We start from the raw sequence: 14,724 nt of genomic DNA, 5'->3' as shown, positions 1-14,724 counted from the left end.
TAGCCGACCTCGGGTCTCCGACCCCGTGCGGTGTCGCTGAGCCTGTCGAAGCGCCGAGCGGCTCTTCGACAGGCTCAGGATCCATTGGCGGGACCTGCGAACGAGTTCACTTGAAGGAGAGGCGCGATGACGCGCACAGCACCCACCCGCGTGACCCTCGGCGCGCTCGCCGGCGTGGTCGGATTCCTCGCGTTCGTCGAGTTCACCAGCGGGGTGCTGCAGGGCTACTACACGCCCATGCTCAGCGACATCGCCCGGCACTTGGGCATTCACGACGCCGACGTGAACTGGCTGGAGGGGTCTCAGCTGATGCTCTCGGCGCTGGTGGTGCCGGCCTTCGCCAAGCTCGGCGACATGATCGGGCACAAGCGGATGCTGCTGATCTCCACGGCGCTGACCGGGGCGGCCGCGTTCGTGCTGCCGTTCACGGCGTCCTTCGTGGTGTTCCTGATCGGCTGGGCGCTGATGGGGTTCTACGTCGTGTGGCTGCCTTTGGAGATCGCGCTGATCTGGTCGCGATCGCGGTCTATGCAGGGCCGTTCCGTCATCACGGCCCGCGCGGCGGGGATGCTGGTGGCGGCGCTGGAGACCGGAGCCATCATCGGTGCGCTGGCGGGCGGCGCGCTCATCGACATGCTGCCGCTGTGGATCGTGCTGCTGGTGCCGGCGGTGCTGATCGTGGTGTGCTTCTTCGTGGTGCTGTTCGGGGTGACCGAGTCTCCTGAGCTCACCGGCGGACGCCTGGACACCACGGGCATCGTGCTGATCTCGCTCGCGCTCATCGCCTTCACCGGCGGGCTCAGCCTGCTGCGGCTGCCCGGCGGTGTGACGAGCTTCTGGTCGTGGGGGGTGGTGGTGATCGGCATCCTGCTGGTGATTCCCTTCGTTCGCTGGGAACTGCGCCACGACGACCCGGTGATCGACGTGCGGATGTTCCGCTCGCCCGCGCTGGGTCCGGTCTTCCTCACCGCAGGGCTGTTCGGCGTGAGCGTGCTGGGCGCGCAGGCGCCGCTGTCGACCTTCGCGCGCACCGACCCCGCCGTGTACGGCTACGGACTCGGCACCACGGGCTTCGCCACGTCTCTGATCATCGGCATCTACCTGATCGCCATGATCACCGGGGCGCTGCTGTTCCCCGTGATCGCGCGCCTGACGGCGCCCCGGGTGACACTGATGGGCGCGTCGGTGCTCGTCGGCCTCGGCTTTCTGCTGTTCCTGCCGCTGCACGGCACGTACCTGCAGGTGATCATCAACATGATCATCGTGGGTCTCGGGTCGGGGGCTCTGGTGGCAGCTCTCCCGGCGGCTGCGGCATCCGCTGCCCCGTCGACGCAGACCAGTGTGGCGACGGGGCTGACCAACTCGGTCAAGACGGTGGGCGGGGCGATCGCCTCGTGCGTGTTCGGCATCGCGCTGCTGAACGGCGTGGTGGCCGGCGGTGCGCACGGCACGGCCGGTTCCTTCTCCGGCTACATGACCGTGTGGATCGTGTGCGGCGTGACGGCCCTGGTCGCCGCCGTGCTGCTGGTCTTCGTCCCCAAGCAGGCCTTCACCGATCACGGGGAGGTCGCGGCCGCGTCGTGACATCGGCGGGTGCCGGTTCCGAGACGGGTGCACCGGCACGACTCGGGAACAGCTGCAGGACCGGATCGCGTTTCTCGCCGTGCTGCTGCCCCGCAATCGCGGATCTGTGCCCGACGGATCCCGTTCCGCCCGCTACGCTGGGCCGGTGACTGAGCGCATCCGCAACATCGCCGTCGGCCTGATCGTCCGCGACGGGCACGTGCTGGCCGAGGAGTACCCGGCCACCGAGACGCACGGCGCGTTCCTGCGCGCGATCGGCGGTGGGATCGAGTTCGGCGAGCGGGCGGCCGAGGCGCTGCGGCGAGAATTCCAGGAGGAGCTGGCCGTCGAGGTACAGGATGGCGGGCTGCTGGCCGTGACCGAGAACCTGTTCACTCTCGACGGCCGTCGAGGACACGAGGTCGTGCACGTTTTCGCCTTGCGCAGCGATGAGCTGGAGCGGATGCCCCTGGATGAGCGCCGCGGGAACCTCGACAGCCGATCGACTGCTGGCTGGTGGCCGCTGGACGAACTCGGCGAAGGGAAGCTGCCGTTGTACCCGGAGGGGATCCTCGAACTCGCCCGCGGGCTCGCCTGATTGCTACTGGTCTCTGTCCAGACCGAAGGTGTTCTTCACCAGGGCGCGCACGTCGCGGTCGATCCCGTCGATTCGCCTGTCGACGGCGTCGAACCTGACATCGACGGCGTCGAATCTGGCGTTCATCGCCTCGAACCGCGCGCTCATCTCACCGCGCAGGCCGCCGATCTCGCCGCGCATCTCACCGCGCAGACCGCCGATCTCGGCGCGCATCACCCGCAGGAACAGGGTTGAGACGATCGTGAGCATGCCGCCCATGAGAGCGACGAACGACCCGATCATCGCCCACGTCTGCGCCTCGTTCATCAACAGCATCTCCTCATCGTCGCACCGATGCATCGAGGATGCCACCATCCGCGGACGCCGGCTGCCTGGACGCCCAGGGACTGTGGAGAACTCCTGCGAAGGCCCGGATTGTGGAGAGCAGAGCGGGCCTGCAGGTCAGGCCGCGTCGCGCGGCGGGTTGTGCATGATCTCCAGGCGGATGCCGTTGTCATCTTCGATGAAGCCCGCGTAGTAGCGCTGGGTGAAGCGCGGGTATTCCTTCGGTGCGCGCACCTCGGCCCAGCCCGCGGCGAGCGCGATGTCGTGCACGCGGTCGACCTCGGCGCGGGAGTCGACGGCGAAAGCCAGGTGCTGCCAGCCAACGCGGCCGTGCACGTGAGCGCCCGCCTCGCGTGCCGGGTAGAAGAGGATCTCCGGTTCACCGTCCTTGCGCCAGTACGCATGATCTTCGGCGTCATACGCGCGGAGGTAGCCGAGCGCCTCGAAGATCGGGTTGAACTGCGCGGAGGCCGCGGGTACGTCGTGCACGCTGATGCCGAGATGATCGAAAGTCGCCATCCCCACAGTGTGCAGGATGCCGCCGACATCCGGCACGGGCATCAGCCGCCGGGTGTCACTGCGGCCGGTTCGCGGAGATCATCCAGCTCACGCCGAAGCGGTCGACGATCATGCCGAAGCGGTCGCCCCAGGGGGCGTCGTCGAACGGCATCACCGGGGTGCCGCCATCGGCCAGACCGTCCCAGATCTCCTGCGCGCGGTCGGCGTCGTCGGTGCTGACCGAGACGGAGACGCCCTGCGGCGCCTGGTACTCCATGCCGGTGGGGGTGTCGGAGCCCGCGAGCACCATGCCGTCGTCAGTGGAGAGCCAGGCGTGCATGAGCTTGCCCGCGTCGGCGGGGTCCTGCGGCATGTCGGGGAACATCGAGAACTCGATGAGGTCGAGGGTGCCGCCGAGCACCGACTGGTAGAAGGTCATCGCCTCGCGCGCATTGTCGCGGAACGAGAGGTACGGGGTCAGAACGGACATCGGTTCGCCTTCCGATCGGATGCCGGGGTATCCCGACTCGGTAAGTCTGCGACCCGCGACCGACATCGGCAAGGGGTTCTCAGGAGTCGGCCGTGGGCTGCGGGTCACGCCGAGGAACGCCGGAGCCGGTGCAGGGCGTGCGTGTGTCGTTCTGGTGTCCGGGCTGCACGAATCCCTGCTCGTATGCCATCACGATGGCCTGTATCCGATCGCGTGCGCCGATCTTGGCCAGCAGTCGTGCGACGTAGGTCTTCACGGTCGCCTCGCCGAGGAACAGTTGACGGGCGATCTCCGCATTCGACATCCCGCGCGCGACGAGCTCGAGCACGTCGTGCTCTCGTCCGCTGAGCGCGGCGAAGGAGGAGGCCTCAGTCGGCAGGACTTTGACGAACCGCTCGATGAGCCGCCGTGTCACCGATGGTGCGAGCAGCGCGTCGCCCTCGACCGCTTGGTGGATCGCCGAGATCAGCTGCTCTCTCGGGGCATCCTTCAGGAGGAATCCGGCGGCCCCGGCGCGCAGGGAGTCGAAGACGTACTCGTCGAGGTCGAACGTCGTCAGCACGAGCACCTTGGCGCGGCGCCCCGATTCGGTGATCCGCTGTGTCGCCTGGATGCCGTCCATCCGCGGCATGCGCACATCCATCAGCACGACATCCGGGTCGGTGCGCGCGCAGAGGCGCACGCACTCGTCGCCGTCGGACGCTTCGCCGACCACCTCGATGTCGGGCTCGAGATCGAGGATCAGCCGGAATCCGGTGCGCACGAGCACCTGGTCGTCCGCGATCAGCACGCGGATCATGCGGGGCTCCCCGGGAACGGCAGAATCGCGTGCACGGCGAACCCGCCCTCCGCGGTCGGTCCCGCTTCGAGTCGTCCGTCGAGCTCACGCACGCGCTCCCGCATGCCGGACAGGCCATGCCCCGGTGCCAGCCGGAGTGGACTCGGATCGTCGGATGCTGGTGCCGGGCTCGGCCGGGCGTTGGCGACGCGGATGACCACGGAGGCGGCATCGACGTGGACGGACACGTCGACTGCGGTGCCCGGCGCGTGCCGCCGGGCGTTGGTGAGCGACTCCTGCACGATGCGATAGCCGGCGTTGCCCACCTCCGCCGGGATGCGGGAGACGTCCGGCGGCATGGTCAGCGAGACCGTCATGCCTGAACCTTCAGCGTCTTCCACCAGCGCGCGGATGTCGCCGAGACTCGGTGCAGGGATGACCTCCTCGGCGCGCAGCTGGTCCAGCACCAGACGGATCTCGGCGAGCGAACTCCGCGCGGTCTCGCGGATCGCCCGCACGGGTGCGACCGCCCGCTCCGGCGCCACGTGGAGCGCCGCCTCTGCGGCATCCGCTTGGACGGCGATCGCGCCGAGGCTGTGCGCGATCACATCGTGCAGGTCCCTGGCGATCCGCAGCCGCTCCTCGGCCGTCGCGAGCTGCGCGGCCTCCTGCTGCCGCCGCTCGGCCAGGCTCACCCTGCCGCGCCAGGAGCGGGCCGCTCGGCCCAGCAGCCACACGGAGCCGAACAGCAGAAGGATGAAGACCTGATCGACGCCACCGCGGAAGCCCTCCTCGAACAGCAGTGCCGCGACGAAGACTCCGCCGCCGACCGCCGCGGTCGGTTCGGATGACCATGCCGCGAGCGAGTACATCGCTATCGCATACACCACCAGTGACCACAGGGAACCGGGATCCTGGGACAGCAGCGTCTGCGTGAGGCCCGCGACGACGATGAGCGCGATCATCAGCAGCGGCAGGCGCCGCCGCCATACCAGCGCAAGAGTGCTGATCGCCGCCACCGGCAGGGTGAGAGCCAGAGGGCCTTCACTGGGGTTCCCGGTCAGTGCGCTCGTCACGGCGATGGCGCACAGCAACCCGGCGAGCGCCAGATCAGGGGCGGGGAAGCCCAGAGCGCTGCGCCGCCCGAACCGTGCGAGGACGCGCCGCATGGCACTCATGTTAGCGACGGGCTGCCTGCCGCGTGTCCCCCGTTCGGCCTACACGAAGCCTCCGCTCGGGGGACGACGTTCCGTCATCATGGCGACGCGACGATGAGGGTGAGCGGCGGATGCTGAAGCTCTCGGCAACGAAAGGAAAGCTCTCATGCACACTCGATTCGCCCGCGCTGTCGCGCTCATCGGCCTCGGCGTCGGACCCCTCACCCTCATCATCGCGAACATCGTCCAGTGGCTGATGCAGCCGACTGGGTCCGACACGACACCCGTGGCGGTCGCGCAGCAGTTTCCGACCACCTGGCTCCTGATCGGAATGCTGTCGGTCTTCGGCCCCGTCGTGTGGCTCGCGGGTCTCGCGCCCGTCGCCGACCTGGCGATCGGCCGCGGTGGGCTCGCCACGCGCATCGGTGCCCTGATCACCGGGCTGGGACTCGCGGCCGGCATCGGACACCTCGCGGCGTTCTTCGGCGTCTACGGCACCATCGCGAACGCGCACCTCAGCGTCGACATGAAGGAGGCGGCCAGCAGTGCCGCGGATGGAGAGCCGCTTGGCACCATCCTGCTCGTCACGTTCCTGGTCTGCTACTCGCTCGGTCCGATCATCTTGACCGTGGGATTGCGGGCCGCGCACCGCGTGCCCGTCTGGGTCCCGATCGCGGCGATCGTGACTGCAGGGGCCAACCTGTTCGGCGGTCCGATCGCGGGCGTCGTGCAGCTGATCACCCTGGCCGCGGCCTGGGGGGCCGTGTTCGTGGCAGTCGCGCGGTCGCCGCTTCACACGACCGCGCGACCCGCTGCGGTTGTGGCCCGCTGAGAGGCGCGTGAACGGTGGCATCACGAGGCCGGCGGACTCCGGACGCCGGCCCCGTCATCGCCGTGCACGTCAGCGGTTCCGGTGGTCCTCGGGCGCCATCCGTGCGCCGCGGCGGGGCTCGGGAACCCCGTTCGCGAAGATCAGCCGGATGATCCTCTGCCGGTGGCCCGACCACGGCGCCAGCAGCGCCAGCATCCCCGCATCGTCGGTGCGGCTGCCGGTGAGCGCGAAGCCCACCTCGTGCGCGAGGTGGAAGTCACCCACGCTCACGGCGTCGGGATCCCCAAGGGCGCGGATGCGGGTCTCGGCCGATGTCCACGGCCCGATTCCCGGCAGGCTGGTCAGCACGCGATCACGAGCATCGCCGTCGGGTGCCGCGAGCACGGCGCGACGGATGCTGTCGCCCCGCGCCGCGGAGCGGACGATGGTGCGTGCCTGCGGCGGCTGGACACCCGCACGGTGCAGCACCCAGGACGGAATCCTGTGCCAGACGCCGGCCGGAGGCGCGGCGAACATCGGCCGGGGCGTCGGTCCCGGTGCGCGCTGCCCGAACCGGGAGACGAGATGTCGCCACGCGCCGAATGCCTGCATCCCGGTGACCTTCTGCTCGAGGATCCCGCACATCAGCGCGTCGAGCACGCGGCCGGTGCGGGCCATGCGGATGCCGGGGTTGCGCCGCGCGATCTCCGCCAGCTTCGCATGCGAGGACACGTCGAACCCGGTGAGGTCGTCGTCCGCGCCGCACAGTGCGGGCACCTGGTCGAGGGCTTCACCGGCGCCAGGCCCCCAGGCCGCGGCATGCACACCATCAGATGCCTGTCGCAGGCAGAGGGTCGCGATCCCGGCATCCGTGCGGAACGCCATCCAGAGCCGCCCGTGATCGGCGACCATCGTCGGATCGGTGCCACCCCGGCGCAGCATGCCCACCGTCGCCGCGAGGTCCAGCGGATGCCCGGGACGGTACACGGATTCGCGCGCTGCCGTGGCGGCGTGCAGCGCGGCATCCGTGAATGTCATACCGAAACCCTACGCGCGCCCGCCGACATCACCCGACACCCCGAGTCGTCGGCGACACCCCGTGCTGCGGGCGCCCGTACGCCGGGGTCTCAGCGAGAAGGCGGGGTCTCGGCGACGCGGGTCGGTGCGAGGATCAGAAGCGGTCGGGAGAGGGGGTGCCGTGGCCGTAGCGGATGGTGACGTCGGCGTGACGGTCGAAGCGATAGCCGACGCCGCGGACGGTGCGCACGATGTCCTCGTGGCGGCCGAGCTTCGCGCGCAGGCGACGCACGTGCACATCGATGGTGCGCTCGCCCGGGGCATCCTCCTCGGAGGAGGCCTGCCACAGCGCCGAGACCAGCTCGCTGCGCTCGATGGTGCGGCCCTCGCGCAGCACCAGATACTGCAGCAGCTCGAACTCCTTGTAGGTGAAGGCGGCGGACTCGCCGTCCAGCAGCACGCGCTTGCGGGAGATGTCGACGACGACGCCGGCATCCTCGTCCTTCTCCTCCTCGACGGCGGCGTGCGCCCGGGCGATGGCGCCGGGCTCGTGCAGGGCGAGACGGACGACGTCCAGGTCGCGACCGCCGGCGGACTGCGGGGCCAGCGCGACGGTGGCGTGGGTCTCGGCGTTCGGCGCCAGCTCGGCGAGCGTGCGACGCAGCGCGTCGACCAGCAGCGGCAGGCTCACACCCGACTCGGCGGCCTTGATCTCGTCGATGCCGACGTAGAGGGCGAAACCGCGAGGCGAGCGGATGGAGGGCAGATCGGCGGCGGCGTCAGCGGCGGAGATGATCCGGACCGGGGCGGTGATGGGACGCTCGAGAAGTGCGGAGTTCGACATGATGATGCTCCTCAGGAAGGATGCGAGCCGTCGGGGCTCTGGAGGTGTTGCACGAATGACCGGGATGAGCCGGTAGGGGAATGAGCGCTGCGGGTGGGCGCTCACAGATCCGCCCTTCAAGATGAGAAGGGCGAGACAGACAGATCTGTTCGGTTGCGCCTTAGCAACACATTCGGCAACACATGCCAACGCAGCCGGGCATCATCATGCCGGCAGTCCTGTTCGCCTCCTGGGCGGACAAAGGGCTTGCGCTGGTGGTCATGGGGCTGATTATTTCCCAACATGTCCCTCTGTGTCAAAACGACCCGATCCCGTCGTCGTCACACGACGTAACGTTGTGGTGTGAATCTGCTACCGCATGCGCCCGAGTTCGTGCTGACGGACGAGAAGGATGCCTCGCGCTTCGCGCTGCGGCGAGACGGCGTGCTGGTGAGCGTGCTGGACTACCGCGATGACGGGCGCACTGTGGCTCTGACCAGGGCGTTCACGATTCCCGCGTTCCGCGGGCAGGGCTACGCCGCGCAGGTCGTGGAGGGTGCGGTGGCCGACATCGAGGCTCGCGGCGACCGGAATGTGGATGCGGTGTGCTGGTATGTCGGCGACTGGTTCGAGGCCCACGCCGACAAGAAGTTCCTGCTGCGGGAGCACTGAGACTCCGTCCGCCGCTACGCCGCTCTCACTCGGCTCGGCACGCCTCGGCGTCGATGTCGGAGGCCTTCCGTACGGTGTGAGTATGCGAATCCTGCACACCTCCGACTGGCACATCGGCCGCACGTTCCACGGGCACTCCACGCTCGCGGCACTGGCCGGGGTGCTGCACGCGCTGGTGGCGCAGGTGCGCGAGAACGACGTCGACGTGGTGATCATCGCGGGTGATGTGTTCGATTCGGCCACGCCCGCAGCATCCGCCTACACCCTGCTCGACGAGACCCTGCTCGCACTGCACGAGACCGGTGCGACCGTCCTCATGACAAGTGGCAACCACGATTCCGCTGCGCGTCTCGGATTCCACTCGCGCCTGCTGCGCGACGGCATCCACGTGCTGACGGATCCGCTCTCGATCGCGACGCCCGTCACGGTGGAGGACCAGCACGGTCCGGTGCGGTTCTTCGGCATCCCATATCTGGAGCCGGCCATCGTGCGCGGTCTGTGGGCGGATGCCGTGCTGCGCACGCAGGCGCAGGTGATGACCCACGCCATGGGCCTGGTGCGTGAGGGCATGGCGGTGCACGACGGCCGCTCGGTGGCTGTCGCGCACTGCTTCGCCGCGGGGGTCGACCCCACGGCGGGGCTGGAGCGCGAGGTGCGCCAGGGCGGCCTCGACGTCGTGCCACTGGCGGCGTTCGACGGGCCCGACTACGTCGCGCTGGGCCACATCCACGGACGCCAGCAGCTCAGCGAGCGCGTGCGGTACTCGGGTGCGCCGCTGCACTACAGCTTCGGCGAGCAGCACAAGGAGCGCGGTTCGTGGCTCGTGGAGCTGGATGCCGGTGGTGTCGCCTCCACGCAGTGGCTGGCGCTGCCGGTGCCGCGCGCGCTGGTCACGCTGACCGGCCCGCTCGACGAGATCCTCTCCGACGAGAACGTCGGAGCACACGCCGACGACTGGGTGTGCGCGGTCTACACCGACCCTGTGCCGCAGCACGAGCCCATGCGCCGGCTGCGCGAGCGGTTCCCGTTCTGCGCTCTGGTGCAGCACCAGCCCGAGGGCGCGGATGCCGCCGATGATCGCTCTTACGCGCAGCGGCTGCGCACGGCCGTCGCCGACATCGAGCGCGTCGAGGCGTTCCTCGAGCACGTGCGTGCGGGGCAGGGCGCGACCGAGCGCGAGGCCGAGCTGATCCGAGAGGTGCTCGACGATCGGGTGCGCGCCGAGGCGCTCGTCTGATGCATCTGCATCGTCTGGAGGTCGAGGGATTCGGGCCGTTCCGCGCGCGCCAGCGGGTCGACTTCGACGCGTTCGCCGACGATGGCATCTTCCTCATCGCCGGGCGCACCGGCGCCGGCAAGTCGTCGATCCTGGATGCTGTGTGCTTCGGCCTGTACGGCGGCGTGCCCCGGTACGACGGCGGCGAGAAGAGGCTGCGCAGCGACCACTGCGAACCCGATGACGATACCTCGGTGATGGTGGAGTTCAGCACGTCGGCCGGGCGCTTCCGGGTGACCCGCTCGCCCTCGTACGAGCGGCCGGCCAAGCGCGGCGGCGGCATGACCACGCAGCAGCCCTCGGCGCTGCTGGAGCAGCAGGTCGGTGACGACTGGATCGGCCGCGCAGCCCGCGTGGTCGATGTGGCGCATGAGCTCGACGAGATCCTGCAACTGAGCCAGGAGCAGTTCCTGCAGGTGATCCTGCTCGCGCAGAACAGGTTCGCAGACTTCCTGCTGGCCGACAGCAAGGAGCGTCAGGCACTGCTGCGCAGGCTGTTCGGCACCGAGCGGTTCTCCGACTATCAGGCCCGTTTCGACGAACGGCGCCGCGCGGCCGAGAACGCGCTCAGCTCTCGTCGCGCGAAAGTGGACGCGACGCTCGACGAGGCCGAGCGGCTGACCGCCGAATCCGAGCTGTGGGGCGAGGACGCGGATGCCGCACCCGATACGACGGATGCCCGCATAGAGCGCCTGCGCCGGGCGATCACCCGCGCGGACTACCAGGTCGAACGCTCCGGCACCGAGCGAGCAGCGTCCGAGATGGCGCTCGGCACGGCGGATGCTGCGCTGGCCGAGCTGAAGGAGCAGCGGCAGGGCCAGGTGGATCGTGACCGTGCTCGCGCGGCGCTGGCCGAGCTGGACGCGCAGGCCGAGGAGATCGCCGCCGCTGCGGTCCGGCGAGATCGCGGACGTGCGGCCGAGAGCCTGCGCCCGCTGATCACGGCGGCGGCGCGGGCGCTCTCAGCCGCCGAGGCGGCCGCGCAGGCGGAGGCGGAGGCCATCGGGGCGGCCGTCGTGGAGGGTGTGCCATCACCCGCGGACCTCGTCGCCGGGCCCCCGAGCTCGAATTCCGGGCCTCTGAGCTCGGATCCTGGATCCTTGAGCCCGGATCCTGGGTCCCTGAGCTCGTCGCCTGTACTGAGCGAGCGTCAGCGAGACGAAGTGAAGGGTCGTCCATCCGATCACGCGGATCCCACGTCGCATTACCGCACCTGGGCCGCCGATCGCACGCGCGAGAGCGGTGCGTGGCAGCGTGCGGCCGAACTCGAGGCATCCGCTCCCCAGCGCAGCACCGAGCTCGCGACGTGCCGTGAGGCCGAGCGCGCGCTGCGTGCCGCGCTCGAGGCGATCGACCTCGAGCGCGAGACTCTCCCCGAGCGGCTGACGCAGCTCGCTGCTCGTCGCGACACTGCCCGCACCGAGGGTGTGCTGGCCGGAGCCGCCGCGCGGGCTGTCGCTGATGCCGAGGCACGAGCCGCGGGCGTGCTCGACGTCGAGCGGCTCACGATCGAGCTCGCCGCCGCCGCCCTCGCGGAATCCGAGGCGAGTGATGCGCACACCCGCACTCAGGCGGATCTGTCCGCGCTGCGCAGACGCAGACTCGACGGCTACGCCGGCGAACTCGCCGAGGCGCTGGTCGCGGGGGAGCCGTGCGCGGTGTGCGGTTCCGTCGAGCATCCGTCGCCCGCCGAGCACGTCGATCCGGTGACGGCCGAGGACATCGCTGAGGCGGAGTCTGCGCGCGACGCCGCGGCGAACGCCGAGCGGGCGGCATCGCGCGCTCGCTCGGCAGCGGAGGCGGCTCTTGCCGCAGCCACCGAGCGGGCAGGCGGACGCACCGCCGAGCAGGCCGCAGAAGAGCTCGCACAGGCCCGCACCGCGCATGAGGCGGCGCTGCAAGCAGCGGAGCACGCGCAGACGCTCACGGCCGAGCTCGATGCTCTGCGGCAGGACTCGGCCGATGTCGAGGCGCGCCGTGCCACGGCATCCGATTCCCTGGGCGCAGCCCGCACTGCGCTGTCTCTCATCCGGCAGCGCATCGCCGACGCTGATCAGGCGATCGCCGAAGCGCGGGGCGACCACCCGACCGTCGCCGAGCGCGCGGCCGAGGCGCAGCGGCAGATCGCCGCGGCGACGGCCGCGGCCGATGCGATCGACGCGAATGCGGAGGCCGCGGAGAGGGCGGGCGCGGCTCGTCTCGAGCGCGATCAGGCCATCGAGGCGTCCGACTTCGACGACCTCGCTGCGGCAGAGCAGGCCCTGCTGTCGGCATCCGAGATCCAGGCACTCGACGAGCGGGTCACCGCGCACCGCGTGGCACGGGAGAAGGAGCGCGCACTGCTGCTCGACCTCGAGCTGCGCGCGCTGCCCGAGGAGCAGATCGAGCTCGCACCCGCACAGGAGAGTGCCGCCACTGCCCGCACGGTCTGGCTGAAGGCAGTCGAGGACGACAGCCGCGCCCGCGCAGTGCGGTCCGCGCTCACGTCCACCGTGGAGGCCGCGGCATCCGAGCACTCTGCCTCGGCAGCCGAGGCCGAGGAGTTCGAGGTGCTGCGGGGCCTGGCCGACACGCTCGCCGGGCGCTCCGGCAACACGCACAAGATGAACCTCGAGACGTTCGTGCTGGCCGCCGAGCTGGAGGAGATCGTCGCCGCAGCCAACCAGCGCCTGCGAGACATGTCCGCCGGCCGCTACGAGCTGCAGCACTCCGACGCGCTGGCCGCACGAGGCAAGGCGTCAGGGCTCGGCATCGTCGTCTTCGACGCGTTCACCGGGCAGAGCAGGCCCGCCAAGTCGCTGTCCGGCGGCGAGACGTTCCTGTCATCCCTCGCGCTGGCACTGGGACTGGCCGAGGTCGTCACCTCTCGCGCAGGCGGCATCCAGCTCGACACCCTGTTCATCGACGAGGGCTTCGGGTCGCTCGACGCCGACACCCTCGAGACCGCGATGCGCACCCTCGACGAGCTGCGTCAGGGCGGTCGAACGGTCGGCGTGATCAGCCACGTCGAGGCCATGCAGGAGCAGATCCCCGCGCAGCTGACCGTGCGGGCCCTGCCCGACGGGCCCAGCGTGATCGACGCCCCGCGGGGGTGAACAGCGACTCGCGGCAGAGCCGAACCGTCCCGGTCTCAGAGGTCGTACTCGCGCTGCACGAAGTCCCACAGCTGTGCGCTGCACGCCGCCACGACGTCGTCCCACACCTGCGTCGCGCCGTCCTGCGCGCGGTCGGAGACCACCCGCAGCACCCGGGTCGGCACCCCGAACTGCTGTGCGACCCAGACGAACGCGAAGGTCTCCATGTCGACCAGCACTCCGCCCAGCGAGCGGATGCGCGCGGTGGCATCCGCGTCGTCGACGAAGATGTCGCCGGTCGCGATCGTGACCCCCTCGCGCCCGGTCTCCACCCGCGCCGGCAGGGACACGTGCCGACCGATCACGCCGTCCAGATCCTGCACGTCGTGCTGGATGGCTGCGGCGACGTCGTAGATGCCCGACTCGACGTCGTCGCTGACCGCTCCGGCCGTGCCGACGACGACGATCTCGTCGTACGGGTCGGCCGCATCACGAGCATCCAGGGCCCTGGTCAGGCCGAACGCGGCCATGAGCTTGCCCGGTCCGGTCACCAGGCGGTCGAATCCGGCAAGCTGCGCGGGAAACGCCTGGAGCTCGGATTCGAGGGCGGCGACGAGAAGTTTCACACAGACATTCTGTCAGGGCAGGTCGGTGGGCCAGACTGGAACCCGACGAAGGAGGCCCCGTGACCCTGCAGCAGCAGATCGCCGAAGACCTGGGCGTGAAGCCCGAGATCGATCCCGCAGGCGAGGTGGAGGCGCGCATCGCATTCCTCGTCGACTATCTGCACGCCACGGGCGCGAAGGGCTACGTGCTGGGAATCTCCGGCGGGCAGGACTCCACACTCGCCGGCAGGCTCGCGCAGCTCGCCGTCGAGCGTGTGCGGGCCTCTGGTGACGAGGCGCAGTTCGTCGCGGTGCGGCTCCCGTATCGGGTGCAGGCGGATGCCGCGGACGCCGAAGCCGCGATCGACTTCATCGCCGCGGACCGTTCACTGACCATCAACATCCAGCACGGCGTCGACGGGCTGGAACAGGACATCGCCGCGGGCCTCGGCGAGCGGCTCACGGACTTCAACCGCGGCAACATCAAGGCACGGCTGCGCATGGTGACGCAGTACGCGCTGGGCGGCCATGCCGGCCTGCTGGTGATCGGCACCGACCACGCCGCCGAGGCCGTGACCGGCTTCTACACGAAGTTCGGCGACGGGGCGGTCGACATCACACCGCTGGCAGGCCTGGACAAGCGACAGGGGCGGATGCTGCTGCAGCACCTCGGCGCCCCCGAGCGGCTGTACCTGAAGGTGCCCACCGCCGACCTGCTGGACGGCACCCCCGGGCGCGCGGATGAGGAAGAGCTGGGCCTCTCGTACGAGCAGATCGATGACTACCTCGAGGGGCGCGAAGTGCCCGCAGAGGTCGCCGCGCGCATCGAGGCGAAGTACCTCGCCTCCCGCCACAAGCGACACCTGCCCGTGACCCCGTGGGATGCCTGGTGGCGGTGAGCCAGAGTCGGACAGCCCCGGCCTGAGCCACCGAGACCCCGGGCTGTCGTCGAGACCCCGGTCTGCGGACGCCCGCAGCACGGGGTGTGGGCGGGAAGCCGGGGGGGGTCAGCGATGAGGAATCGTGGTGCCCGGGCGA

The 14,724-nt window shown here is 70.0% G+C and carries 15 protein-coding genes; 7 read left to right on the top strand and 8 right to left on the bottom strand.

The genetic code is table 11. From position 1 onward, the window contains the following. The first annotated feature begins 126 nt into the window (after window positions 1-126). Together WA967_RS06640 and WA967_RS06635 are read left to right on the top strand one after the other, a co-directional pair. Window positions 127-1,584, top strand: a complete 1,458-nt coding sequence (locus WA967_RS06640; protein ID WP_424420307.1) for an MFS transporter — start codon at window positions 127-129, stop codon at window positions 1,582-1,584. A 145-nt stretch (window positions 1,585-1,729) separates the two neighbouring features. Continuing rightward, window positions 1,730-2,161, top strand: coding sequence for an NUDIX hydrolase (locus WA967_RS06635; RefSeq protein WP_424420304.1), 432 nt, complete (start codon window positions 1,730-1,732; stop codon window positions 2,159-2,161). Between the two features lie 3 nt (window positions 2,162-2,164). Here the strand turns inward: WA967_RS06635 and WA967_RS06630 are convergent, their stop codons facing one another. The 5 genes from WA967_RS06630 to WA967_RS06610 all read right to left on the bottom strand — a co-directional run bounded on the left by WA967_RS06630 (window position 2,165) and on the right by WA967_RS06610 (window position 5,420). Continuing rightward, complete coding sequence (locus WA967_RS06630) at window positions 2,165-2,476, bottom strand: hypothetical protein (protein WP_424420302.1); 312 nt, start codon at window positions 2,474-2,476, stop codon at window positions 2,165-2,167. 126 nt (window positions 2,477-2,602) lie between these two features. After that, window positions 2,603-3,004, bottom strand: coding sequence for a VOC family protein (locus WA967_RS06625; RefSeq protein ID WP_424420300.1), 402 nt, complete (start codon window positions 3,002-3,004; stop codon window positions 2,603-2,605). A gap of 55 nt (window positions 3,005-3,059) precedes the next feature. Further along, on the bottom strand, window positions 3,060-3,473 hold the full coding sequence (locus tag WA967_RS06620) for a VOC family protein (protein ID WP_424420297.1): 414 nt from the start codon (window positions 3,471-3,473) through the stop codon (window positions 3,060-3,062). 79 nt (window positions 3,474-3,552) lie between these two features. Continuing rightward, window positions 3,553-4,272, bottom strand: a complete 720-nt coding sequence (locus WA967_RS06615; RefSeq protein WP_424420295.1) for a response regulator — start codon at window positions 4,270-4,272, stop codon at window positions 3,553-3,555. Beyond that, complete coding sequence (locus tag WA967_RS06610) at window positions 4,269-5,420, bottom strand: sensor histidine kinase (RefSeq protein ID WP_424420293.1); 1,152 nt, start codon at window positions 5,418-5,420, stop codon at window positions 4,269-4,271. The genes WA967_RS06615 and WA967_RS06610 overlap by 4 nt, the downstream gene beginning before the upstream one ends. Before the next feature lie 154 nt (window positions 5,421-5,574). Between WA967_RS06610 and WA967_RS06605 the strand changes: the two genes are divergently transcribed. After that, window positions 5,575-6,240, top strand: a complete 666-nt coding sequence (locus WA967_RS06605) for a hypothetical protein (protein WP_424420291.1) — start codon at window positions 5,575-5,577, stop codon at window positions 6,238-6,240. A gap of 69 nt (window positions 6,241-6,309) precedes the next feature. On the opposite strand, the gene WA967_RS06600 is transcribed toward WA967_RS06605, so the two are convergent. Both WA967_RS06600 and WA967_RS06595 read right to left on the bottom strand, forming a co-directional pair. Then, complete coding sequence (locus WA967_RS06600; RefSeq protein ID WP_424420288.1) at window positions 6,310-7,257, bottom strand: DNA-3-methyladenine glycosylase family protein; 948 nt, start codon at window positions 7,255-7,257, stop codon at window positions 6,310-6,312. Between the two features lie 133 nt (window positions 7,258-7,390). Next, window positions 7,391-8,080: a winged helix-turn-helix domain-containing protein gene (locus tag WA967_RS06595; RefSeq protein ID WP_424420285.1), complete on the bottom strand. Its 690-nt coding sequence runs from the start codon at window positions 8,078-8,080 to the stop codon at window positions 7,391-7,393. 348 nt (window positions 8,081-8,428) lie between these two features. Between WA967_RS06595 and WA967_RS06590 the strand changes: the two genes are divergently transcribed. From WA967_RS06590 to WA967_RS06580, 3 genes are all read left to right on the top strand, one after another. Next, window positions 8,429-8,731, top strand: coding sequence for a GNAT family N-acetyltransferase (locus WA967_RS06590; RefSeq protein ID WP_424420564.1), 303 nt, complete (start codon window positions 8,429-8,431; stop codon window positions 8,729-8,731). An 82-nt stretch (window positions 8,732-8,813) separates the two neighbouring features. Beyond that, window positions 8,814-9,968, top strand: coding sequence for an exonuclease SbcCD subunit D (locus tag WA967_RS06585; protein WP_424420282.1), 1,155 nt, complete (start codon window positions 8,814-8,816; stop codon window positions 9,966-9,968). After that, entirely contained in the window at window positions 9,968-13,102 is a 3,135-nt protein-coding gene (locus WA967_RS06580) for an AAA family ATPase (RefSeq protein WP_424420279.1), read from the top strand. The genes WA967_RS06585 and WA967_RS06580 overlap by 1 nt, the downstream gene beginning before the upstream one ends. Before the next feature lie 35 nt (window positions 13,103-13,137). Here the strand turns inward: WA967_RS06580 and WA967_RS06575 are convergent, their stop codons facing one another. After that, window positions 13,138-13,707: a nucleoside phosphorylase gene (locus WA967_RS06575; protein ID WP_424420277.1), complete on the bottom strand. Its 570-nt coding sequence runs from the start codon at window positions 13,705-13,707 to the stop codon at window positions 13,138-13,140. A 59-nt stretch (window positions 13,708-13,766) separates the two neighbouring features. Here WA967_RS06575 and nadE point away from each other — a divergent pair, with 59 nt between their 5' ends. Beyond that, on the top strand, window positions 13,767-14,585 hold the full coding sequence (gene nadE, locus WA967_RS06570) for an ammonia-dependent NAD(+) synthetase (RefSeq protein ID WP_424420275.1): 819 nt from the start codon (window positions 13,767-13,769) through the stop codon (window positions 14,583-14,585). Window positions 14,586-14,724: the final 139 nt, after the last annotated feature.

Origin of the sequence: Microbacterium sp. (genome assembly GCF_049650565.1) — a bacterium.
Taxonomy (GTDB): Bacteria; Actinomycetota; Actinomycetes; order Actinomycetales; family Microbacteriaceae; genus Microbacterium.
This window is presented reverse-complemented; position numbering and strand designations above follow the sequence as displayed.